The following is a 23407-nucleotide window of genomic DNA, read 5'->3' as shown; positions in this document are numbered from 1 at the left end:
AGCCCTTATATAGTTTATGAAATTGGTTTGTTTTTGGCACGTACATGAATTGATAATCGTCATCTGGATGGATCGAATATTGCTTTTCGGATTCGCATCATCCTCCATGGATATAGTGGAATAAATGGTTTATCGTTAGTCTAATTCTATGTTACAAGTGGTGAGAATCATTTTGCAAGATAAAAAGATAGAAAAATGATACTCTTGCGAAAAAATAGGTGTAAAAAACCAAAAAAAGTTTCTCTTGGTATCTCCAATTTTTTGCTACAATAATATTGCCGCGAAAGATTCATACTGAATAAAAAGGGGGCGTCATTATGGCAAATCGCCATAAACAAAAAGGAAAACGTGATAATACTACGATTGTCTTTATTACTTTATTAGTATTGTTTTTAGGTGTTGGTGTTTACTCATTAGTAAACATGTTCAATTCTGGGGGAAAATCAGATGCAGTTCAACCTGATAAGGTGATTGATCTAAAGGTCGAAAAACAGGCGAAAATCGGAAAAGCAGATGCACCGGTTAAGATTGTGGAGATCGGGGACTTCCGTTGTCCACACTGCAAATTGTTCCATGATCAACATTATGCACAGCTAAAGCCCTATATTGATTCTGGGAAAGTCCAATTTACATTTGCTCCATTCCAATTTATGAAACCGGAACCACTGGTTGCAGGGATGGCGGCTAAGTCTGTAATGGCCCAAAATAAAGAGGCTTTTTGGAAATTTTACGATGCTGTTTATAACAATCAAGTTGAATACAATAAACTACCAGAAGGAAAAGCGGCTGATTTCTTAGTTGACTTGATCAAGAAAAATATCCCTGAGGTGAGTGCCGAACAAGTGGCCAAGGATATTAAGTCTGACAAATACAAAGCAGATGTAGAAGCGGACAATAAGTATGTAGAGTCACTCGGTATAACGGGAGTGCCAGTTGTGTACATCAATGGCAAGATGGCGACAGATGCTGAGATTAACAATGTCCAAGCTTTCAAAACGCGGTTGGATAAAGAACTAGGTGGGAAATAATGAACTTCTTATCTAGATATGCTCTATACTTTGCTTGGATTGTCTCGATTGTCGCTACTGGAGGCAGTCTCTACATGAGTGAGGTATTAGGCTGGATACCATGTGATCTTTGTTGGTATCAGAGGATCTTTATGTATCCCCTTGTCTTATTACTTGGTATTGCTACATTTCGAGATGATCGAGAAATAGGGAAATATGTATTTTCCCTTGCAGGCATCGGTATTTTGATTTCTAGCTATCATATTTTAGTCCAACAAGTGCCTTCTATTGGGGGAATGCTCAAATGTAAGGTTGGTATTCCGTGTAGCCAAGATTATTTAAATTGGTTGGATGGTTTGATTACGATTCCAGTCCTTGCATTTATTGGTTTTTTCTTGATTTTGATTTTTACTTGGTTAAGCAGAAAAGAAGCAGAATAAAAATAGGTGATAAGCTCTCGGATACTAGTCCAGCCAATTAGATATCTTGTACATAAATTAAATCATGGGAAACTTCCCAAAGAGGAGGTATTCACATGAGTGGTTTAAATGGCGGATGTTATGATGGCGGCGGTGGCTTCGGCTTTGGCTGGGGTGGCGGTGGTATCTGGATCATCCTTGTTATTTTAGCCATCGTCTGCGTCTTCTGCTGTTGTGGCTTCTTCGGCTTTGGCGGTTGGGGAGGAGGCTGGGGTGGTAGAGGAGGCTGCGGCTTTGGTGGTTGCTAATCATCCCATTGATCTAACTAAGATTAGTGGAGTAGATGATGATCACTGAAGGGGCCTATAGAGATCTCTTAAGTGATTAAGGGGTCTCTATTCCTATCAGATTGAAAATGATACATAAAATGGGAGTGTCGCAATGATGGGGAGAACCACGGAAGGTAAGTCTTTGTTCCGATCCATGCTGAAGGAACTAACGGAGGCGGCAGGACCTCCAGGATTTGAAAAAGCTGTACGGGAAGTAATGGAGCAGTATGCCGCTTCCTATGCCGATGAAATACATAAAGATCGTCTAGGTAGTTTTATCGCTCGCAAGGGAACGACAGGCCCTCGAATTATGATTACGGGGCATATGGACGAGGTTGGATTTATGGTTACTCGTATCACCGATGATGGGTTTCTAAGATTTCATCCATTAGGTGGTTGGTGGGGGCAAGTCCTCCCTGCACAGCGTGTAGAGGTGATCACATCTAAGGGTCGACATTTAGGTGTAGTAGGTTCTGTGGCTCCTCATTTATTGGAACCAGATAAGCGAAAAAAGGGCGTTGAGGTAACTGATTTATTTGTCGATTTGGGTGTGGAGGGTAAAGAAGAGATTGATCAATTAGGAATTAGGCCAGGAGACTTTATCATCCCCTACTCCCCTTTTACAACGATGAGTAATGAAAATCGCTGGCTGGCTAAGGCGATGGATAATCGTTTAGGCTGTGCAGTAGCGTTAGGTGTGTTACAAGAGTTATCAGAGAATGGTGTTTTACATAAAAATCAGGTGTTCTCAGTAGGAACTGTGATGGAGGAGGTAGGATGTCGAGGAGCGATTACTTCTGCTCAGGTAGTAGATCCAGATATCTCGATTGTGGTGGATGTAGGGATTGCAACCGATTCCTTGGGAACGACTAACCCGCACGGGGATACCAAAATGGGAGAGGGCCCACTTCTCGTCCTATATGATGCAGGTCATATTGCCCACTGTGGCATGATTGATTTTGTCAAGCAGGTTGCTGAGGAAGAAGGGATTCCTTACCAGTTTGAGGTGATCACGGGTGGTGCGACTGATAACCATTTTATCCACACGCATAAAACAGGCGTACCAAGTATCAGTCTAGGTGTACCAACTCGTTATATCCATAGTCATTCCTCGATCTTAGATCGTCGGGACTGTGAGGCGTTGGTTCGTTGGATTGTGGCGATTGTGAAGCGTCTTGATGAGGCTAAAGTGAAGGAAATTCAAGGAGTTTTCGAAGCAAAGTAGTTTCCACCCTCATAATAAAAACACCAAGTTATTTCACTAGCTTGGTGTTTTTACCGCTATTTACAAGTTATTTGTTCTGACCAAATTCGATTCAGAGTGGTGCCTTTGGGGCAAAAAGTGACTTGAAACACATCTGGATTCGATAAGGATTTCCATTCTTGAAAGCCAACTTGAGGATCAAAGTATTTTAGGATGCAAGTCATGAGGTTACCGTGTGTAACAAAGACAACCGTAGACTCTTCACTCTCTAGCTCCCTTCGAATCAGGGGAGCAACACGCTGAAATGCTTGCCGATTAGACTCTCCTCCTTCGACTGAGAAGTCAAGGTTTTCGAAGCTTTTTTCCAGTACCTCTACCCAATTATCAAGCGGAGTCGGGGAGAGTACTCTTTCGGATAATCGCTCATCTTTGATAATCTTTTTTTGCAAATGCTTTGCGAGTGGTTGAATGGTTTGGATTGCACGTTTATAAGGGCTTGAGATAATTTTGGAAACGCTATCATTTCGATTTATGAAAAATTTAGTTAATTCATCTGCCTGCGTAAATCCATTAGTAGTTAGGGGAGCTTCCTGATCTTGCCCCTCTGCTTCACAATGGCGGACAACGATAAGAGATTTCAACGCGCTCCCTCCTTTACCATTTATACCTATCATATCAAATCGTGAAGAGTTGAACAATGTTGTTTTTGAAAACGTTTTTAAAAAAGAATATTCAGTGTTTGAAACCTACGCAAGAGGCTGAAACAATCAACCTCTTGTATGGCAAGTAATTTAGGTTCAAGGACCAAATGGATCAGGCTTAGGGCCTGTCGTGATTTTATTATGGAGTGTATCAACCATTTGATCGCGATCTTGTTCGGTACTATTGTTCCATATGACTTCAAAAAGCACACCTAGACCTGGTAAGAGCTTTTCATCGCCTTGCTTGATTGAATCGACGATCATTCCCTCTAATTCTTGTTCGGCCATACCACTAATATTATGTAAGACAGCGCCACGGATATTAAAATTCAATGGATGCGCCTCCTTTACCCTATTTTTCAATAGAATGGCCGATTATGTGTCTCTTTATCCAATATGATGGCAATGGTATAATGAATGAACCAATTTTGAAGGAGTTCGGATATATGCTTTGGACAATCATTACTTCTATGCAAAATACAGCCTTAAAAAGATGGAAGAAGTTAAAGACGAGAAAAGGACGTAAAGAACATCAAAGTTTCCTGATCGAAGGGGAGCATCTGATTCAAGAAGCAGTGCGATCGGGAGCGAATTTCGTCGCTGTGATGGTAGAAGAAGAGCAACGGGAAAAATGGGAGAAGTTTTTTAGTACTCATCAGATAAAATCTCCATACTATGTACTTCCTTCCCCGATTTTTCAGTCACTTGTGGAAACAGAAACTCCCCAAGGGGCGATGGCAGAGATTGAGATGCACAAGTGGGAGGAAGACGACCTATTGGAGCAAGATACTTCTACGTTCCTCTTGTTAGATGAAGTACAGGACCCGGGTAACGTAGGAACGCTATTGCGGACGGCACAGGGTATGGGGATTACAGGAGTATATATGGGGCATGGTACGGTAGACCTATATAATCCGAAAGTAGTCCGTGCTACGATGGGGGCGATCTTTCATGTGCCGATTTTTCCGCGCAATCTGGAACTCGCGATTCAATCGATGAAGCAAAAAGGGATTACGATTGTGGGCACGTCCCCGCATGCAGGGCAGTGTCACTTCGACTATCCGTTTCCGAGTCGTACGGCGATTTTGCTAGGCAATGAAGGACGTGGAGTAAATCCTGATGTTCTGGCGCAAGCAGATGTTGAAGTTCAGATCCCGATGCCAGGGAATACAGAGTCTTTTAACGTATCCGTAACGGGAGCGATTTTAATGTACGAGCGAGTGCGCCAGTCTTATCGATAATCGATTGCAAGCTGACGCTGACTTCGTTATAATAGCGATAATCAATGTGGAAAATGAATGACAGCGATGAGCAAGATTAGTATGCAGAAGTGCTCCTTTTCAGGGAAGAGGTATCCTAGACTGCAAGTGCCTCTATGGAAGCGACTGCCGAATTCACTTGTGAGCTGAATCTTTGAACAGAAGATAGATGATTGTCTTCTAAATAGAGGATTTCCGGTTTTAGCCACCGTTATCAGGTTCGAAAGTGGAAAGAGAAAGCTGAGCTTGTTTCAGGACTTTCTTTCAAAAAGGGTGGTACCACGGAAAGACTTTCGTCCCTTTGTAGGGAGAGGTCTTTTTTATTTTGTCTTGAAAATTTATTGAATATAGGGGTGTATTCCTATGCGTGAACGTTTAGAAAGTCTACGTACGGAGGCGTTACAAGAAATTCAGTCCGCTTCTGAAATGGAACTGATTAGAGATTTAAAAGTAAAATACCTCGGTAAAAAAGGGGAATTAACGGCGGTATTACGTGGGATGGGTTCTCTATCCGCTGAGGAACGCCCAGTGATAGGCGGGCTTGCGAATGAGGTGCGAGCTGCACTTGAAATAGCCTTTGCACAAAAAATTGAAGCAGTGGAGTCCGCGGAACTAGAAGCCAAGCTACAAAGTGAAACCATTGACGTAACGCTACCAGGCGTATCATTTGAACCAGGTTCGATTCATCCGCTCCAATCTGTAATCGAGCAAATTGAAGATATTTTTATCGGGATGGGCTTTGAAATCGCAGAGGGTCCAGAAGTGGAGCTAGATCACTATAACTTTGAAATGTTGAATCTTCCTAAAGATCATCCAGCTCGCGATATGCAGGATTCTTTCTATATCACTCCTGAAATTTTGTTACGCACCCATACTTCTTCGGTACAAGGTCGGACATTGCTAGCCAGAGAAGGAGAAGTACCCGTTCGAATCATCATGCCAGGGAAAGTATATCGCCGTGACGACGATGATGCGACCCATTCACACCAATTCACACAAATCGAGGGCTTGGTGGTAGATCGTGGTGTATCGATGGGGGAGTTAAAAGGTGTATTGCTACAACTGATTCAGAAGATGTTTGGTCCAGATACAGAAGTACGCTTACGTCCTAGTTATTTCCCTTTTACGGAACCAAGTGTAGAAGTGGATATTTACCATCCAGAAAAAGGATGGCTGGAAATCCTAGGAGCTGGTATGGTTCACCCACGTGTATTAGAAAAAGCAGGCTATGACTCAGAGCGCTACACAGGATTTGCTTTTGGACTCGGAGTAGAGCGGATTGCGATGCTAAAGTATGACATTGATGATATTCGTCACCTATATAACAATGACTTGCGTTTCTTACGTCAATTTAAATCAGTTTAAGAGAGGAGAGGGGATACATGTTAGTCTCCTATGATTGGATTTCGGAGTATGTAGATTTGACAGGGATTACCCCTGAGATGATTGCAGAAGAGTTAAATCGTACTGGGATTGAGGTTGAAGTGATCTACACTCGTGATAATGGAGTGAGTCATGTTGTGGTCGGACATGTTTTATCAGTAGAGAAGCATCCTGAAGCAGATAAACTAAATATCACACAAGTGGATGTCGGGGATTCTGAACCACTCCAAATCGTATGTGGCGCGCCTAATGTAGCAGCTGGACAGTTGGTTCCGGTTGCGGTCAAGGGAGCTACTTTGCCAGGCGGAATTAAAATTAAGGATACCAAATTACGTGGTGTTGCTTCTCGCGGTATGATTTGTTCAGCAAAAGAGTTAGGAATCCCAGACAAGTTCTTAATGGAGCATCAAAAGCAAGGGATTCTGGTGTTAGGAACCGATGCGGTAATCGGACAAGATATCAAAGAATACCTCGGGATGGATGATCAAGTAGTCGAGTTAGAGCTTACGCCAAACCGTTCTGACTGCTTAAGTATGATGGGAGTTGCTTATGAGCTTTCAGCCATCTTTAATCGCGAACTTCGTTTCCCAGAGAGAAAAGAAGCGATTTTATCCACTGAAAACACACAAATCGAAATCACGACGGATCTAGAAGAAGATTGCCCATTTTATGCAGTGCAAGTGGTAAAGGGAATTCAAGTTGGACCTTCTCCACAATGGCTACAAAATCGGTTGATTTCAGCAGGGATTCGTCCAATTAATAATGTAGTCGATGTAACTAACTACGTGATGATTGAGACAGGACAACCTTTACACGCTTTTGACCTTCAAACGATTCCAACAGGAGAGATTGTCGTTCGACGTTCTAGAGCAGGGGAGACGGTTGTGACACTAGATGGAGTGACAAGGGCATTAGACGATGAAACGTTACTTATCACAGATGGCGCGCAGACCCTAGGGCTTGCTGGTGTTATGGGCGGTGAGTCTTCAGAAGTCCGTCCTCATACCACTACCGTGCTGTTGGAATCTGCATACTTTGATCCTACCTTGATTCGCCGTGCATCTCGCAAATTAGGTCTGCGTTCGGAAGCAAGCAATCGATTCGAAAAAGGAGTTGATCCAGAGCGGATCTTACCTGCATTAAACTGTGCCGTTCAATTGTTGCAAGAGGTCGCAGGGGCGCAAGTAGGCTCAGGGGTGATCGTAAAGCGCTCGGGAGAAATTGAAGAAGTGACGGTTTCCTTGCGTCATGATCGTCTTATGAAAGTGTTAGGAACGAGTATTAGTGAGGAGCAAGTTATAGAGATCTTTCGCCGTTTAGGCTTCGCGTCTCACTTTGATGCGGAGAAAAAGACTCACCACGTTCAAGTTCCAACACGTCGTCCAGATATTCAATTAGAAGTAGATTTAATTGAAGAAGTGGCGCGGATTTATGGATATAACCGCATCCCTACGACCTTACCATGGGGCCAACAACAGCCAGGGCATTTATCCGATTCACAGCGTTTGCGTCGTAAGCTACGTCATCTCTTGATTGATCTTGGATTATCCGAAGTACTTACGTATAGCCTTACTTCAAGCAAGCGAGGGACCGAAGTAGGAGCTCTTACTCCATCAGTGGGTCCCGTTCGCTTGGCGATGCCGATGTCTAGTGAACATGCTGTATTACGTACAACACTCTTGCCAGAGCTTGTTCAGACGGCAGCGTATAACGTGAAGCATGGTAATGAAGATCTTGCTATCTTCGAGATGGGCCGGGTATATGTAACGCAAGAGAAGAAGCTTACAGAACTTCCTGAAGAGCGCATGGAACTCGCTTTCCTATTAACAGGCGACCTTCGCTCTGCCCGTTGGAACCGTCAAGCAATGCATGGTGGCGATTTCTATGTAGCAAAAGGGATTGTGCAAGCTATTATTGAGCGAATCGGCGTGTCTAACGTTGAGATTCAAGCGGCAAGCCACCATGAGGGATTTCATCCAGGACGTACTGCTGAATTGGTTTATAATGGAGAGGTAATGGGCGTACTTGGACAGATGCATCCGCAATTGGCGAAACAGCATGATCTCAAAGAGACTGTAATAGTTCAGCTTGATCTCGATCGCTTACAACAAGCAATTCAGAAAGATGTTCGCTATCAAGCGATCCCGCGTTTCCCAGCCGTCACCCGCGACTTGGCTCTGGTTGTTGACAAAAATGTAGAGGCAGGAGTCCTTGAGGCAGGAATCCATGAAGTAGCTGGAGAACTTCTTGAATCGGTACGCCTATTCGATGTATTTATCGGCTCACAAGTGGGAGAAGGTAAGATGAGCATCGCTTACTCGCTCGTTTACCGAGCAACAGACCGGACGCTAACGGATGCCGAAGTGTCCGCTACCCATTTAAAAGTAGTTGAACATCTGCAGACTACATTAGGCGCCGTATTGCGAAGTTAATGTGACGATTTTAATTCCATTAGCTCTCGATCACCCAAAATAAGCCTAATTAGTGATAGACTTAGGAGACAGGATCGTTTTATTCCAATGAAGATCGGGTAATGAACATTTCAATTGGTATACAACATGCAAGAAAAACAGTCTACGTGTGGGTTGGTGATATGAATGGTACAACGTTCTCGTATGAATGTAGAGATCTATGGACAGACCTATCCTATCATTGGGAAAGCAACCCCCAGCTACACTCGCCAAGTAGCTGGGTTGGTAGATTCAAATATGAAAGGCATTGCAGAAGGAAATCCTCGTTTAGATATGACGCGTTTGGCAGTATTATCTGCTTTTAATATTGCAGATGAATACTTGCGATTGAAGCAGGAATACGACGAAATCATGCATTTGATCGAGGATAATCAACCTTAGATGAATTGGATTGATATGATCCTATTACTCGCGATCACAGCGGCCTGCTTTCAAGGCTACCGCCAAGGGTTAGTCCGTCAAGTATTCGCGTTACTTGGCACCATTGTAAGCATATATCTCGCGTACAAATTGAGTGGACCTTTTGCCCAAACCATCTCAGGTTGGTTCCCTGGAATTGTGCCTGAAACAGGTGTGTGGGGACTATTCCCGGTCAGTAACTTTGTCTATTCATTCCTCGCATTTGTGGTAATCTTCCTTGTAGCCAGAGCGATTTTCCGGCTCATTGGTGGAGTTGCGGGGAATATAGCCAAGATTCCTGTTTTATCAGCGGTTAATCAGACAGGTGGTCTTGTTTTCGGATTCTTGAGGATGGCCATTTTACTGGTTTTAGTGGTAAATGTCTTTTCGTTTGTTCCTGTACCAAATGTACATAACAAAGTGCAGGATTCCTTCTTGTCTCAACAGATTTTGGCGATTACTCCTGATTTAAAAGATGAAGTAATAGAATTGTTTAAAGGAAAGTCACCGTAAAAATAAGGACGGCTCCCTTCTCTCTTACCATTAGAGAAAGGAGCCGTCCTTATTTTTACGAATAGGAACAGTTGATTACCAGAGACATTTTACGTCTTTTTCAAAGTTAGAAGAATGGATATAGGTATTTGCCCACATGTTATGTACAACATACCATTTATCTGATCCGTTTATTTCTTCTCCATGAACAACTCCACTAAACATATGAGTTCCATAAAAAAGTTTTGTTGGGAGTTGATCATGAGGCTTTGATGAGAGGGATGGTTCCATTAAAGAGGTAACCCCGCCCTTATCGACAGCTTCTTTTGTGAGCGTGGCATTAAATTGAGTGAAGCTTGTTTTACATGGGTGATCTTTTCCTTTATACGGGATCTCTAGCTTCTCCTCCGCGGCAGATACTCCAGTAGCTGTTACCATCATGATGCTACAACCCGTAACGAAAGTAATGCATTTTTTAAACATATGATTGCCTCCCAAAAAATGATTTGAAAAACCTTATTAACCATAGCAGGTTCTATTTTATAAGTAAATGTTGCTTTATAATTATTTATATTTTTTTATAATTCTATAGTTGTAAAAGTGATGGTGAAAGTTTAGTATGAAATTGTATTCTCGCTTTGTAGAATTCGAACTACTTGATGACGAGAAATATATAAATGGAGGTATGGAGATTATGAAGAAAAAGACAGTTTCTGCCGTTCTTGCAACTTCCCTTGTAGTAGGAGGAGTGTTTGTTGGATTTACTGGAGCACAGCCAGTTTCAGCAGCCCAAGCAGAGCAGAAGATTGCTCAGAAAATCGTACTAGAAGATACGTTTAACAGTGGCTATAACGGATGGAGCGGTGGCTTTTCAGACTATCCGCCGGGTAAAGAAAGTGATTGGAAATTATCATACTCTTTACGCGACCTTCCTAAAAATTTAAGCAAGCAACAAAAAGGTCTTCATTTGGGTGGGAGCAATCATAGTGATGATTTGTTCATGTATGTTACAAAGCCAATACATACCACACACAAAGTAAAACCAAATACTACGTATAAGGTAGACTTTGATTTTGATATCGCAACCAACACACCGTCAGGTACATTTGGTGTAGGTGGATCTCCCGGGGATTCTGTGTTTGTGAAAGCAGGAGCTTCCACCATTGAACCCAAATCGTATGTAGCAGATAATAACCACTATCGCTTAAATGTGGATCATGGTCAGCAGGCTGAAGGTGGGAAAAATGCAGCATTGATTGGTACAATTGGGAAAGAAAAGACCACTGATAATTCCTTCGAAATCAAGAATTTTACTAATGCGCAGAAGCCTTACTATATAAAATCAGATAGCGACGGGAAGCTTTGGTTGATCATCGGAACGGATTCTGGTTATGAAGCTTATACCCAGTACTATATTCCACGGGTGAAAGCGACTTTGACTGAAGTAGTAAAATAGTCTGTTCAATGAATAAAAAAACAAACAACTCTTGGAATGATAGAGAGTTGTTTGTTTTTTGTTATCGTTTATTACAGTTGATCGATTAAGTTAACCTGTGGACGGACCAAACAGTGGATGAGGGGCCGATCGGACTTAGTGTTAAATTGGTTGCTAAACCGTCTGCCTCATAGAAGACACCAATCACATCTCCCGCCGTTAGATCAAAATCCCCTGTTAAGGTGATGGAGGCAAACCCTAGAGGGCCTCTTATTGTTAGAACGAGCGCTACATTAATATCTAATAGTGGGAGTAAACCAGTTACCAAGTCTGTTACGACGGGAGAGGTTCGGCGTACGACAAATGATGGATTTGGTCCAGCGCCAACAGTGACCGTTAGTGCTGCAGCCTGGTAACTAATCACCAGTTTAACAGAGTATCTTCCTGACTGTTGGATGGTATAGTTTCCTGTTGCTGCGTTAAACCCAGTTCCTGTGTAGTAGGGGCTAGTCACGGTCCATGATCCTAATTGTGTATCCGTATTAATCACAGTAGAGGCACGTTGAGCAGAGAATCCGAATAATGCTACGTTCGGTCCTGTAGGTCCGGTATTCCCCTGAGGCCCGGTAACGCCCTGAGGCCCTGTGATTCCTTGAGGCCCGGTAACGCCCTGAGGTCCAGTCGATCCTTGAGGCCCAGTAACGCCTTGAGGTCCCGTATTGCCTTGGGGTCCAGTTGGTCCTTGAGGTCCATTATCGCCTTGAGGCCCCGTGTTCCCTTGAGGTCCAGTAACGCCTTGAGGTCCCGTAACGCCTTGAGGCCCGGTAACGCCCTGAGGTCCAGTCGATCCTTGAGGCCCAGTATCACCTTGAGGTCCCGTATCACCTTGGGGTCCAGTAACGCCTTGGGGTCCAGTTGGTCCTTGAGGTCCCGTGTCCCCCTGAGGTCCCGTCGATCCTTGAGGCCCAGTATCACCTTGAGGTCCCGTATCACCTTGGGGTCCAGTTGATCCTTGAGGCCCAGTAACGCCCTGAGGTCCCGTCGATCCTTGAGGCCCAGTAACGCCTTGGGTTCCCGTATCGCCTTGAGGTCCCGTGTCTCCCTGAGGTCCAGTATCGCCTTGAGGCCCAATATCACCTTGAGGTCCAGTCGATCCTTGAGGTCCGGTATCTCCTTGAGGCCCGGTAACGCCCTGAGGTCCAGTCGATCCTTGAGGCCCAGTATCACCTTGAGGTCCCGTATCACCTTGGGGTCCAGTTGATCCTTGAGGCCCAGTAACGCCCTGAGGTCCCGTCGATCCTTGAGGCCCAGTAACGCCTTGGGTTCCCGTATCGCCTTGAGGTCCCGTGTCTCCCTGAGGTCCAGTATCGCCTTGAGGCCCAATATCACCTTGAGGTCCAGTCGATCCTTGAGGTCCGGTATCTCCTTGAGGCCCGGTAACGCCCTGAGGTCCCGTCGATCCTTGAGGCCCAGTAACGCCTTGAGGTCCCGTATCTCCCTGAGGTCCCGTCGATCCTTGAGACCCAATATCACCTTGAGGTCCAGTCGATCCTTGAGGCCCAGTAACGCCTTGAGGTCCCGTAACGCCTTGAGGTCCCGTATCGCCCTGAGGTCCAGTCGATCCTTGAGGCCCAGTATCACCTTGAGGTCCAGTATCACCTTGAGGCCCAGTAACGCCTTGAGGTCCCGTAACGCCTTGAGGTCCGATAACGCCTTGAGGTCCGATAACGCCTTGAGGCCCGGTCGATCCTTGAGGCCCGGTATCGCCCTGAGGTCCCGTGACTCCTTGAGGTCCCGTGACGCCTTGGGGCCCAGTCGATCCTTGAGGTCCAGTATCACCTTGGGGTCCAGTTGGTCCTTGAGGTCCCGTAACGCCTTGAGGTCCCGTCGATCCTTGAGGCCCAGTAACGCCTTGAGGTCCCGTAACGCCTTGAGGTCCCGTATCTCCCTGAGGTCCCGTCGATCCTTGAGGCCCAGTATCACCTTGAGGTCCAGTATCACCTTGAGGCCCAGTAACGCCTTGAGGTCCCGTAACGCCTTGAGGCCCCGTGTCTCCCTGAGGTCCCGTCGATCCTTGAGGTCCAGTAACGCCTTGAGGTCCGATAACGCCTTGAGGCCCAGTCGATCCTTGAGGCCCGGTAACGCCCTGAGGTCCCGTGTTGCCTTGGGGTCCAGTTGGTCCTTGAGGTCCCGTGTCCCCCTGAGGTCCCGTCGATCCTTGAGGCCCAGTATCACCTTGAGGTCCCGTATCACCTTGGGGTCCAGTTGGTCCTTGAGGTCCAGTTGGTCCTTGAGGTCCAGTTGGTCCTTGAGGTCCCGTATTGCCTTGGGGTCCAGTTGGTCCTTGAGGTCCCGTATTGCCTTGGGGTCCAGTTGGTCCTTGAGGTCCCGTGTCTCCCTGAGGTCCAGTCGATCCTTGAGGCCCAGTATCACCTTGAGGCCCAGTATCACCTTGGGGTCCAGTTGGTCCTTGAGGTCCCGTAACGCCTTGAGGTCCCGTAACGCCTTGAGGTCCCGTGTCTCCCTGAGGTCCAGTCGATCCTTGAGGCCCAGTATCACCTTGAGGCCCAGTATCACCTTGAGGCCCAGTATCACCTTGGGGTCCAGTTGGTCCTTGAGGTCCCGTAACGCCTTGAGGTCCCGTATTGCCTTGGGGTCCAGTTGGTCCTTGAGGTCCCGTGTCTCCCTGAGGTCCAGTCGATCCTTGAGGCCCAGTATCACCTTGAGGCCCAGTATCACCTTGAGGTCCCGTATCACCTTGAGGTCCCGTAACGCCTTGGGGTCCCGTAACGCCTTGGGGTCCCGTAACGCCTTGAGGTCCCGTATTGCCTTGGGGTCCAGTTGGTCCTTGAGGTCCCGTGTCTCCCTGAGGTCCCGTAACGCCTTGAGGTCCCGTAACGCCTTGAGGTCCCATGACTCCTTGAGGTCCCGTAACGCCTTGAGGTCCGATAACGCCTTGAGGCCCAGTCGATCCTTGAGGCCCGGTAACTCCCTGAGGTCCAGTAACGCCTTGGGGTCCAGTATCGCCTTGAGGTCCCGTGTCTCCCTGAGGTCCCGTCGATCCTTGAGATCCCGTATCACCTTGGGGTCCAGTTGGTCCTTGAGGTCCAGTATCACCTTGAGGTCCCGTAACGCCTTGAGGCCCAGTAACGCCTTGGGGTCCCGTAACGCCTTGAGGTCCCGTGTCTCCCTGAGGTCCCGTCGATCCTTGAGGCCCAGTATCACCTTGAGGCCCAGTATCACCTTGGGGTCCCGTAACGCCTTGAGGTCCCGTGTCTCCCTGAGGTCCCGTCGATCCTTGAGGCCCAGTATCACCTTGAGGTCCAGTATCACCTTGAGGCCCAGTGTTCCCTTGAGGTCCAGTATCACCTTGAGGTCCAGTATCACCTTGAGGTCCAGTAACGCCTTGAGGCCCCGTGACTCCTTGAGATCCCGTAACGCCTTGAGGTCCCGTCGATCCTTGAGGTCCAGTATCACCTTGAGGCCCAGTGTTCCCTTGAGGTCCAGTATCACCTTGAGGTCCCGTCGATCCTTGAGGCCCAGTAACGCCCTGAGGTCCCGTAACGCCTTGAGGTCCAGTCGATCCTTGAGGTCCCGTAACGCCTTGAGGTCCGATAACGCCTTGAGGCCCAGTCGATCCCTGAGGTCCCGTAACGCCCTGAGGTCCCGTGTCTCCCTGAGGTCCAGTAACGCCTTGGGGTCCCGTAACGCCTTGAGGTCCCGTCGATCCTTGAGATCCCGTATCACCTTGGGGTCCAGTTGGTCCTTGAGGTCCAGTTGGTCCTTGAGGTCCCGTGTCTCCCTGAGGTCCAGTCGATCCTTGAGGCCCAGTATCACCTTGAGGTCCCGTCGATCCTTGAGGTCCCGTGTCTCCCTGAGGTCCAGTCGATCCTTGAGGCCCAGTATCACCTTGAGGCCCAGTATCACCTTGAGGTCCCGTAACGCCTTGAGGTCCCGTATTGCCTTGGGGTCCAGTTGGTCCTTGAGGTCCCGTGTCTCCCTGAGGTCCCGTCGATCCTTGAGGCCCAGTATCACCTTGAGGCCCAGTATCACCTTGAGGCCCAGTAACGCCTTGAGGCCCAGTATCACCTTGAGGTCCAGTATCACCTTGGGGTCCAGTTGGTCCTTGAGGTCCCGTGTCCCCCTGAGGTCCCGTCGATCCTTGAGGCCCAGTATCACCTTGAGGTCCCGTATCACCTTGGGGTCCAGTTGGTCCTTGAGGTCCCGTAACGCCTTGAGGTCCCGTAACGCCTTGGGGTCCCGTAACGCCTTGGGGTCCCGTGACGCCTTGAGGTCCCGTAACGCCTTGAGGTCCCGTATCACCTTGGGGTCCAGTTGGTCCTTGAGGTCCAGTATCACCTTGGGGTCCAGTTGGTCCTTGAGGTCCCGTATCGCCTTGAGGCCCAGTAACGCCTTGGGGTCCAGTCGATCCTTGAGGCCCAGTAACGCCTTGAGGTCCCGTATTGCCTTGGGGTCCAGTTGGTCCTTGAGGTCCCGTGTCTCCCTGAGGTCCAGTCGGTCCCTGAGGCCCAGTAACGCCTTGAGGCCCAGTATCACCTTGAGGTCCAGTATCACCTTGAGGTCCAGTATCACCTTGAGGTCCAGTATCACCTTGAGGTCCAGTAACGCCTTGAGGCCCCGTGACTCCTTGAGATCCCGTATCGCCTTGAGGTCCCGTCGATCCTTGAGGTCCAGTATCACCTTGAGGCCCAGTGTTCCCTTGAGGTCCAGTATCACCTTGAGGTCCAGTCGATCCTTGAGGCCCAGTAACGCCCTGAGGTCCCGTAACGCCTTGAGGTCCAGTCGATCCTTGAGGTCCCGTAACGCCTTGAGGTCCGATAACGCCTTGAGGCCCAGTCGATCCCTGAGGTCCCGTAACGCCCTGAGGTCCCGTGTCTCCCTGAGGTCCAGTAACGCCTTGAGGTCCAGTAACGCCTTGAGGTCCCATGACGCCTTGAGGTCCCGTAACGCCTTGAGGCCCAGTAACGCCTTGAGGCCCAGTAACGCCTTGAGGCCCAGTATCACCTTGAGGTCCAGTATCACCTTGGGGTCCCGTAACGCCTTGAGGTCCCGTGTCTCCCTGAGGTCCAGTCGATCCTTGAGGCCCAGTATCACCTTGAGGTCCAGTATCACCTTGAGGCCCAGTATCACCTTGAGGTCCAGTGTTCCCCTGAGGTCCCGTAACGCCCTGAGGTCCAGTTGGGCCTTGGGGTCCCGTAACGCCTTGAGGTCCCGTGTCTCCCTGAGGTCCAGTCGATCCTTGAGGTCCCGTAACGCCTTGAGGTCCCGTAACGCCTTGAGGTCCCGTGTCTCCCTGAGGTCCAGTCGATCCTTGAGGTCCAGTATCACCTTGAGGTCCCGTAACGCCTTGAGGCCCCGTGACTCCTTGAGATCCCGTAACGCCTTGAGGTCCAGTCGATCCTTGAGGTCCCGTAACGCCTTGGGGTCCAGTCGATCCTTGAGGCCCAGTATCACCTTGAGGTCCAGTATCACCTTGGGGTCCAGTTGGTCCTTGAGGTCCCGTAACGCCTTGAGGCCCAGTCGGTCCGTTAGCCCCGGTCGGAACTTCTAGTCTCACATCGGCGGAACCAGATGTTACCTCAATTTCTAATGTATTGGATATAAAGTTTAGTATATCCCCGAAACCCATTTGAGCACTTCCGCTTGCCCCCGTGTTTCCTTGCACTAAAAATAAGAAATCACCTGTAGCAAAAAAACCAGTTGGTCCGGTTGGCCCAGTCGGTCCTTGGGGTCCTGTATTCCCTTGAGGCCCTGTATTCCCGAGGGGTCCAGGTGGGCCTCCACTTGGTCCCGTCGCGCCCGTAGGTCCTGTGGGTCCAATTGAGATCGGAATAGACAATGCCTTCTTCAACTTAGCGTTTAGTTCTTTTTCCAATAAGGTTGCTTCTTGAATGGTATTATTGACGCTCTCATTTATTTGAAGCAATTCGTTAATGGATGTAGGTGGTGATGTAATACCGGGTAGTGTTCCGAGAGCGTACTGTACTTTTTCCCCTTCGGCATTCAAAATATGGCTTAAAGCCAACTCTTCCAAAGCAATAGAGAGTAATAGAAAATTAATAGCTTCTTCTCGATCGAAGGGAGTAATAGGAGGCCAATCGGAGTTCCACATAGCTAAAAAACACCCCCGTGTGTATTTCTATCATCATCACTATATTCATTATTAGAAATATTGTGATTTTAATAGACGGAATAGGAATGCTCCCTATCTGTCTATAGAGTATTGGCGTAATAATTTACTTATTTGTACATAAGGATGTAGATATACAAGTATGTCTTATCAAGGACCACATGTATGGATAGATTATGAAGTAGTTTTGAGGAGGAGAGAGACTTGTCTGATCATCCACCTATATTAACCATACATTTATGGTTATCTGAGTTTACGAATTTAGAGAAATTGATAAACGATTGTAACGAGCAAAGTATCAAAGTAATAGTGTATAACTCCAAAGATAAACTCGATTGTTATTCCAAAAATCCTAGAGTTTATTTCTCAATTGGTAGAGACCCATCTTTATTTCCAGCTCTGGGCCAATTGCCTCTACACGAACGGAAGCGCTGGTTACATTTTCATTCTGTAGGAGAAATTACTCCACAAGCTGCTTTTTTTTGTTGGTTACATAGTACAGAACCCCTTCCTCAAAATAAGGAAATACCACCTACTACATTTTCTTCAGATACACCCCTTGTTTCGATTTTTACTGTTAGCTACAAGTCACAAAAAAGGATCATGAGACCCTATCAATCTCTTTTAAATCAAACGTATCAAAATTGGGAATGGGTTATTGTTGATGATTCCGACGATCAAGGGGAAACGTATCAGGAGTATTTACTTCCTTTAGATGACTCACGAGTGAGAAGGTATCGTCAAGATTCACATAGTGGGTATATTGGAGCAGTAAAACGATATGCGGCAGGACTGTGTACGGGTGAAATTTTAGTAGAGTTGGATCACGATGATGAGTTAACTTCTGATTGTTTGGAGAGGATGGTGAAGGCCTTCCAGCGTCATCCTGAGTGCGGGTTTGTTTATGGAGAGAGTGCAGAGTTGCATGAGGGTTCGTGTCAGCAGCATTGGTATGGCTGGGATTTTAGCTATGGATATGGACTATACTATCGAGTTTGGGTGCATGAGCTAGGGTGCTGGCAAAATGTATGTAAAAACTCTAGCTTAAACTGGACTACGATTCGTCATTTGGTAGGATTGCCTAACCATCCTCGTGCGTGGACAAGAGATTGTTATCATCTAATGGGAGGCCACAGAGAAGAACTTTTGGTAGCAGATGATTATGATCTATTAGTAAGAACGTTTCTTTGTACAAAATATTTAGGAATTCCTAGATTACTCTATTTGCAGTACCGCAATGAAGGTGGAAATACTACCTTTATACGAAATCGTCAAATCCAGATATTATGCGGACAATTATCACAATATTATCGATCACGAATCAATAGTAGGATGGAAGAGCTGGATATGCCTTGTTTAGATCAAGTGCCGTATGAACGGATTTGGAATCGGTCAGCAGATAGCCCAGCATGGAAAGTAGCTCATGTTGTAGATGAAGATCCTGATCGAGTTTCTTTGATTTTTCCATTTTTGTCTCCATGCCAAGGGGAGGATTATGAAAGTCTACTTAGGACTCTACAAAATGGAATTGATACGAATTTCAAGGAGTTTGAAGTGATTATTATAGGGGATATTCATCCGGATGTGGAACTGTTTGCTTCCCGTGCTCCCGGAGGAGATATTCGTTGGTGGCCTATGGGTTCGGATGAATCATTGGATTCATGCATTCAGTATGCGAAGTTGTGTGCTTCGTGTGCGAAAAAAATAGTGATTCTCCCAAAATCATGAATCATACAAAACCACTTGTCATTTGGGGATGTGGTGGTCATGCTCGCGAGGTGAATCATCTTTGTGAGCAGATTGGATGTGAAGTAGAGGGTTTTTTGGACGAATGTCCGGAGATGAAGGGGAGAATCATAGATGATATTCCTGTCTTAGGGGATTTAACAGATATTTTACCCAGACGAAATCATGTTGAAATTGTATGTGCGGGTGTAGGTGATCCGGCTTTAAAAAGACGATTTGCTAGAAAAACGATCGAGTTAGAATTTTCGATCGCTCCTTCTCTCATTCATCCATCTGTCTACCTCTCCAAGAGAAGCTATGTTGGAGTGGGGAGTGTCATTTGTGAGGGAGTTATTTTAACGACTCGGGTCGAGATAGGTGATTTTGTCATTATCAATCGAGGAGCAAACATAAGTCATGATAATCAGATAGGAAATTATGTAACCATCGCCCCTGGAGTAAATGTTGCGGGTCATGTTGTGATTCAAGAAGGAGCTTATCTGGGGATTGGCTGTTCCGTTCGAGAAAAAATAGGGATTGGAGCTTGGTCGATGGTGGGGGGTGGCGCTTTTGTCAATCATGATGTTCCTGACAGAGTCTTATACGCTGGGGTGCCAGCGCAATTTAAAAAAGAGAGAGGGGTAGGGGATGAGTAAAGAATCTTTTCCTTTAGTTAGTGTATTAATTCCTGCCTACAATCGGCCAGATACGTTACAAGTCGCTATAGACTCTATTTTAGATCAAACATATCCGAATATCGAAATCATTATTTGTGATGATAGTAGTGATAATCGGGTAGAGGAGATGATGGATTCCTACTTACATCGTTTTCCGCAGATTCGCTATTTTAAAAATGAAGAGAATTTATTTATTGGAAACTGGCATAAATGCTTTGATTTGGCTTCAGGCGAATATATCAACTACTTGATGGATGATGATGTATTTCACAAAGAGAAAATTGCTTCGATGATGTTTTACTATCTTCGCTTTGCCAATATTAGCCTTGTTACTTCTTATCGCCAAACGATTAATGCACAAGGAGAACACATTCCCCCCATTTATGCAACACGAAGACTATACCATGAGGACCGAGTAATGGATGGGAAAATACTTGGGAATTATGCCTTGTCGCATTGCTTAAATGTGATTGGAGAACCGACAACTGTACTATTTCGAAAGAGTGATTTGGTTGATCGTTACGGATTCTACCAAGGAAAACAATATGTACTCCTGAATGATATGGCCGCTTGGTTATCATTGCTATCAAAAGGTAGGGCTGTTTATATTACGGATGCTTTGAGTTATTTCCGTATTCATCCAAACCAGAATAATGAGACGTTAGGTGCAAACTTATTTAGTGAATGGTTGGATCTGGTGATTGCTGCCCGCAAAGATGGCTTTTTGGATAGCGACCATCTATACCAAATGGCTCTTAGAAGCTATCGTGATCGAATCCAAAGATACCCCGCATTTACGAAAGATATTGAACGAATTGATGGGATTTTGTTATCCTTGTAACGATATAAGGCAGAAAAGATGGTTTGTCCGACATATCATGATTAGCCCCCAATAAAAGCGAAGTTGTGCTTTTATTGGGGGTTCTTTCATTCTCAATTTGACTTTTCGTAATGGTTAAATCAGATAGTAGAGACAAACCCCTCTAAACAATGAGTTTAGAAGGGTTTACTCATGAACGGACTAGTATTGGGTGTGGCCCACCTACATTCTATTTACATAGGTATCTTGAAAGGCTTTTTGATTCCTCATGTAACTTTCATTATTCTCTAGATGGGTAAAAAGATGACTGTCACCGTATAAGCACCATGGTTCATTTTGGTATGGAACGCCAACATCGTAACCGTAGCGTTTAAACTCTTGTGTTTGAGAGGAATCATAGAAGTGCGTTCCATCAAATAAGTCTTCTTTCCATGGTACGTCGTACTGGGTAGCCATTAAACAACCATCCATCGCTTGGACGGGGGCATAAGATACTTCTGGCTTCATAGCATGAGATACAACTTGATATAAGTCATCAGGACAGTAAATTAATTTTCCAACGAGATATGGAGAATCCCACCAGATCCCACTAGGAGGTATTGTTTCACTGCCAATCATTCCAACTAATCCCAACTGGGAATTGGTCAGAAACAAATGCAATAAATCGTGAAGGAAATTTTTATTTAAAATAAATGTATTTTGTTTGATATAAATTTTGTATTTAGCTGGGTGATTGGTTGCTACATTATAGGCTTGTGCTATATTGGTTGCCTTACGTATTTGGCAGAAGTCGAATCTATACCCTTCTGGGACAGATAATTGTTGAATGTGATGTTGGCATTTTTGATAGACTTCTTCATCGTCGATACAGGTGACAAATAAAAAAGCATTTTCATCGACATGCTTTTTGGGGATGATGTTGGCCCTTTTCTTCGCTTCAATGACATAATGATGAGTGCGTGAATCCTCATGAAAATGAGAATGTTCGATATTTAGGTCGGACATCATTTGATCTAAACGCTCAATTAGGTCTTCGTGGATTTCAGAACTTCGTGTCATGTTTTTGACAGAGGTGATTTCGTATCCAGCTTGTTCAAATAAGGATATGATTTCTTTGCGTGTAAAGAAGCGGAGATGTTTTTCATTTAGTAACCCAGTGTCTGAGTACTCCCAGTGTCCCTCTAACAGATCCGTAAGAATCGAAATATGTGCCACATTAGGGATTCTGGCAACCACGGTCCCGGATGGTTTTAAGTAGGGTTTTAATTTTCTTAAGGTAGCCCTTGGATCATGGAGCTGTTGGAGAGTATCACTTAATATGATTTGATCAAAAAACTCATCTTCGAAGGGAAGTGAGCAAGTTTCGATGTCTTCGCATAGAACGTGTGTTAGCTTTTCAGCGGCTTTCTCTGCTAATTGGGATGAGATTTCGATCCCGTACACTTCTGTCCCAAAATGATTTTTTAATATGCTTCCAAAGCTCCCATCTCCACATCCAATATCTAGGATTCGTGAAATATCGGTATTACTAGGGCTTTCCATTTCATTATTGATCGTTTCGATTTGTTCCATCATTTTTTCCATATGATCACTCCTCACAGAAAAGATATATATTTTCTTATATGAAAAAAATTCGTATATAGAATAAAAAAAGGGATGAAAAATAAAAAAAGTATTTTTTGAGGGGGAGAAAACAGCTTTTATTGTACTTTTTACTAGTCATTTGCATATAGATGTTGAAGTGAAAGTTGACTATGTAAGGGGACGATAATACATGATATCGATCAGTTTGTGTATGATTGTAAAGAACGAGGAAGATGTGATTGGTCGGTGTTTGGACACAGTAAGAGAAATAGTAGATGAAATTGTAATTGTAGATACTGGATCGACGGATCGTACGAAAGAGATTGTAAGAGAGTATACAGATCGAATATTTGATTTTGAATGGATTAATAATTTTTCTGCAGCCAGAAATTATGCTTTTGCCCAGGCTACTCAGGAGTATATTTTATGGATGGATGCCGACGATATTTTAAAACCAGAGGACCAACAAAAATTACGCACTTTAAAAAGAACATTAAATAGGGACACAGATGCTGTTTCAATGTTATATATACTAGCAACGGATGATGCGGGGAATGTTACTGGCAGTTCTAGAAGATATAGGCTCGTCAAAAGACAAAAAGATTTCAAATGGATTGGGTTTGTTCATGAATACCTAGAGATTCACGGTAATTTAATGGATAGTGATATGGCGATTACTCACGCATCAACTAGACATGATAGTAATCGTAATATTAAGATATTCGAAGATATGATTGCAAAAGGGAAGAGTTTTACTCCTAGAGATATGTATTACTATGCTAATGAGCTCTTTGATCACGGTAAACGTAGAAAAGCAATAGATCAATATACTGAGTTTCTTGATTCAAAACAAGGGTGGGTAGAGGATAATATTCGTGCCTGTCACCGCTTATCTGACTTGCATGCTCATTTTGAAGAACGCGGAAAAAGTTTAGAGTGGCTCTTTCACGCATTACGTTACGATGCCCCACGTTCAGAAACATGCTGTCGAATTGCCAATTATTTTTTGGAACAGAACTACTATCAAGCAGCGATTTATTGGTATGAGCAAGCTCTTCATTGCAAGGATCACGGTCTTCTAGCAATACGAACAGATGTGTACACAGCATGGGTTCCTCTTCTTCAATTGTGTGTAAGTTATGACAAGATTGGTGATCATGAGAAAGCATGCTATTACAATGAGCAAGCGGCTAAACTTCGTCCAAAGGATCCGATTGTGATTGGTAACCGAGAGTATTTTTCGAATGTTTTAAAGAAACAAATTGTGCCAGCTGCATACTAATATACCTAAAAAGAGAGGTCCACTGTTTCTACTCCGACTAGCAACAGTGGACCTCTCTTTTTAAGGATG

General features: G+C 45.3%; 19 protein-coding genes and 1 other annotated feature. Of the genes, 14 read left to right on the top strand and 5 right to left on the bottom strand.

Going from position 1 to position 23407, the window contains the following annotated elements:
• Nucleotides 1-317 precede the first annotated feature (317 nt).
• The 4 genes from BLU58_RS12800 (at nt 318) to BLU58_RS12785 (ending at nt 2980) form a co-directional block, all read left to right on the top strand.
• Nucleotides 318-1028, top strand: a complete 711-nt coding sequence (locus BLU58_RS12800; RefSeq protein ID WP_093292677.1) for a DsbA family protein — start codon at nt 318-320, stop codon at nt 1026-1028.
• Complete coding sequence (locus tag BLU58_RS12795) at nt 1028-1447, top strand: disulfide oxidoreductase (RefSeq protein WP_093292675.1); 420 nt, start codon at nt 1028-1030, stop codon at nt 1445-1447. Before BLU58_RS12800 ends, BLU58_RS12795 begins: the two co-directional genes overlap by 1 nt.
• 95 nt (nt 1448-1542) lie before the next feature.
• The gene (locus BLU58_RS12790) at nt 1543-1734 is read left to right on the top strand and encodes a hypothetical protein (protein WP_093292673.1); all 192 of its coding nucleotides are present in this window, start codon (nt 1543-1545) and stop codon (nt 1732-1734) included.
• A 136-nt stretch (nt 1735-1870) separates the two neighbouring features.
• Complete coding sequence (locus tag BLU58_RS12785) at nt 1871-2980, top strand: M42 family metallopeptidase (RefSeq protein WP_093292671.1); 1110 nt, start codon at nt 1871-1873, stop codon at nt 2978-2980.
• Nucleotides 2981-3036: 56 nt separating this feature from the next.
• On the opposite strand, the gene BLU58_RS12780 is transcribed toward BLU58_RS12785, so the two are convergent.
• Nucleotides 3037-3600 carry a histidine phosphatase family protein gene (locus BLU58_RS12780; RefSeq protein WP_093292669.1) on the bottom strand — a complete coding sequence of 188 codons (564 nt, stop codon included), beginning with the start codon at nt 3598-3600 and terminating at the stop codon, nt 3037-3039.
• Between the two features lie 156 nt (nt 3601-3756).
• Entirely contained in the window at nt 3757-3993 is a 237-nt protein-coding gene (gene sspI, locus BLU58_RS12775) for a small acid-soluble spore protein SspI (RefSeq protein ID WP_093292667.1), read from the bottom strand.
• Between the two features lie 113 nt (nt 3994-4106).
• Between sspI and BLU58_RS12770 the strand changes: the two genes are divergently transcribed.
• The 5 genes from BLU58_RS12770 to BLU58_RS12750 all read left to right on the top strand — a co-directional run bounded on the left by BLU58_RS12770 (nt 4107) and on the right by BLU58_RS12750 (nt 9685).
• Complete coding sequence (locus tag BLU58_RS12770; protein ID WP_176786664.1) at nt 4107-4901, top strand: TrmH family RNA methyltransferase; 795 nt, start codon at nt 4107-4109, stop codon at nt 4899-4901.
• Between the two features lie 57 nt (nt 4902-4958).
• Nucleotides 4959-5223: a binding site (T-box leader), on the top strand.
• 59 nt (nt 5224-5282) lie between these two features.
• On the top strand, nt 5283-6284 hold the full coding sequence (pheS, locus tag BLU58_RS12765) for a phenylalanine--tRNA ligase subunit alpha (protein ID WP_093292663.1): 1002 nt from the start codon (nt 5283-5285) through the stop codon (nt 6282-6284).
• A 17-nt stretch (nt 6285-6301) separates the two neighbouring features.
• The gene (gene pheT, locus BLU58_RS12760; RefSeq protein ID WP_093292661.1) at nt 6302-8734 is read left to right on the top strand and encodes a phenylalanine--tRNA ligase subunit beta; all 2433 of its coding nucleotides are present in this window, start codon (nt 6302-6304) and stop codon (nt 8732-8734) included.
• 165 nt (nt 8735-8899) lie between these two features.
• A complete protein-coding gene (zapA, locus tag BLU58_RS12755; RefSeq protein WP_072336599.1) occupies nt 8900-9154 on the top strand; it encodes a cell division protein ZapA in 255 nt (84 codons plus the stop codon).
• Nucleotides 9155-9685: a CvpA family protein gene (locus tag BLU58_RS12750; RefSeq protein WP_093292659.1), complete on the top strand. Its 531-nt coding sequence runs from the start codon at nt 9155-9157 to the stop codon at nt 9683-9685.
• Between the two features lie 75 nt (nt 9686-9760).
• Here BLU58_RS12750 and BLU58_RS12745 read toward each other — a convergent pair whose 3' ends face one another.
• Nucleotides 9761-10147, bottom strand: coding sequence for a hypothetical protein (locus BLU58_RS12745; RefSeq protein WP_093292657.1), 387 nt, complete (start codon nt 10145-10147; stop codon nt 9761-9763).
• Between the two features lie 211 nt (nt 10148-10358).
• On the opposite strand from BLU58_RS12745, the gene BLU58_RS12740 reads away from it, so the two are divergent.
• Complete coding sequence (locus tag BLU58_RS12740; protein WP_143123784.1) at nt 10359-11120, top strand: hypothetical protein; 762 nt, start codon at nt 10359-10361, stop codon at nt 11118-11120.
• Between the two features lie 85 nt (nt 11121-11205).
• Here the strand turns inward: BLU58_RS12740 and BLU58_RS16955 are convergent, their stop codons facing one another.
• Nucleotides 11206-17232, bottom strand: coding sequence for an alpha-helical endospore appendage domain-containing protein (locus tag BLU58_RS16955; RefSeq protein WP_093292653.1), 6027 nt, complete (start codon nt 17230-17232; stop codon nt 11206-11208).
• A gap of 222 nt (nt 17233-17454) precedes the next feature.
• On the opposite strand from BLU58_RS16955, the gene BLU58_RS12730 reads away from it, so the two are divergent.
• From BLU58_RS12730 to BLU58_RS12720, 3 genes are read left to right on the top strand one after another with little or no spacing between them, the layout of a single operon-like run.
• Nucleotides 17455-18978 (top strand): glycosyltransferase, encoded by a 1524-nt coding sequence (locus BLU58_RS12730; protein WP_093292651.1) that lies wholly within the window; start codon nt 17455-17457, stop codon nt 18976-18978.
• Nucleotides 18975-19631 carry an acetyltransferase gene (locus BLU58_RS12725; protein WP_093292649.1) on the top strand — a complete coding sequence of 219 codons (657 nt, stop codon included), beginning with the start codon at nt 18975-18977 and terminating at the stop codon, nt 19629-19631. Before BLU58_RS12730 ends, BLU58_RS12725 begins: the two co-directional genes overlap by 4 nt.
• On the top strand, nt 19624-20493 hold the full coding sequence (locus BLU58_RS12720; RefSeq protein ID WP_093292647.1) for a glycosyltransferase family 2 protein: 870 nt from the start codon (nt 19624-19626) through the stop codon (nt 20491-20493). Before BLU58_RS12725 ends, BLU58_RS12720 begins: the two co-directional genes overlap by 8 nt.
• A 201-nt stretch (nt 20494-20694) precedes the next feature.
• On the opposite strand, the gene BLU58_RS12715 is transcribed toward BLU58_RS12720, so the two are convergent.
• Nucleotides 20695-22056, bottom strand: a complete 1362-nt coding sequence (locus BLU58_RS12715; protein WP_093292645.1) for a glycosyltransferase — start codon at nt 22054-22056, stop codon at nt 20695-20697.
• A gap of 190 nt (nt 22057-22246) precedes the next feature.
• Here BLU58_RS12715 and BLU58_RS12710 point away from each other — a divergent pair, with 190 nt between their 5' ends.
• Nucleotides 22247-23338, top strand: coding sequence for a glycosyltransferase (locus BLU58_RS12710; RefSeq protein ID WP_093292643.1), 1092 nt, complete (start codon nt 22247-22249; stop codon nt 23336-23338).
• Nucleotides 23339-23407: the final 69 nt, after the last annotated feature.

The organism is Thermoactinomyces sp. DSM 45892 (assembly GCF_900107305.1).
GTDB lineage: Bacteria > Bacillota > Bacilli > Thermoactinomycetales > Thermoactinomycetaceae > Baia.
This window is presented reverse-complemented; position numbering and strand designations above follow the sequence as displayed.